Annotated in this window: 1 protein-coding gene; it reads left to right on the forward strand. The window is 73.0% G+C overall.

The genetic code is table 11. The annotated features are described in order from the left end of the window. On the forward strand, window positions 1–225 hold a 225-nt coding region (locus AC1DUE_RS20990; RefSeq protein ID WP_477041320.1), incomplete at its 5' end, for a hypothetical protein. Window positions 226–352: the final 127 nt, after the last annotated feature.

The raw sequence follows: 352 nt of genomic DNA on the forward strand, positions 1-352 counted from the left end.
CACCAGTTCCAGGTATGGCTGCCGTACGGGGCGGAGGCCCTGACCGAGGCGGCGGTACGGCAGGCGGAGGAGACGGGCGTGGCGCTCTTCCGCAGGTGGCACCCGGCTTCGGCGGGACCGCCCGGGGTGTCCTACACGGAGGTCACTGTGTCGGAGGCGGGGCTGGAGTGGACCGCGCGGGATGTGCGGGTGGCGGTGGGGGAGTTCGTGAACCGGCTGGGTTAGCTGCGGGCACCGGGGCCGTCCGGCGGCCGCCCTGTGCTCAAGCGCCGGAGCGGCTGGAGTCACCCGGCGGGGTGGAGTTGTCCGGCGGGGTGGAGTGGTGGCCGTGGGTGAACAGTTCTCGTAGTGC

This window comes from Cellulomonas sp. P4_A2 (assembly GCF_056402515.1).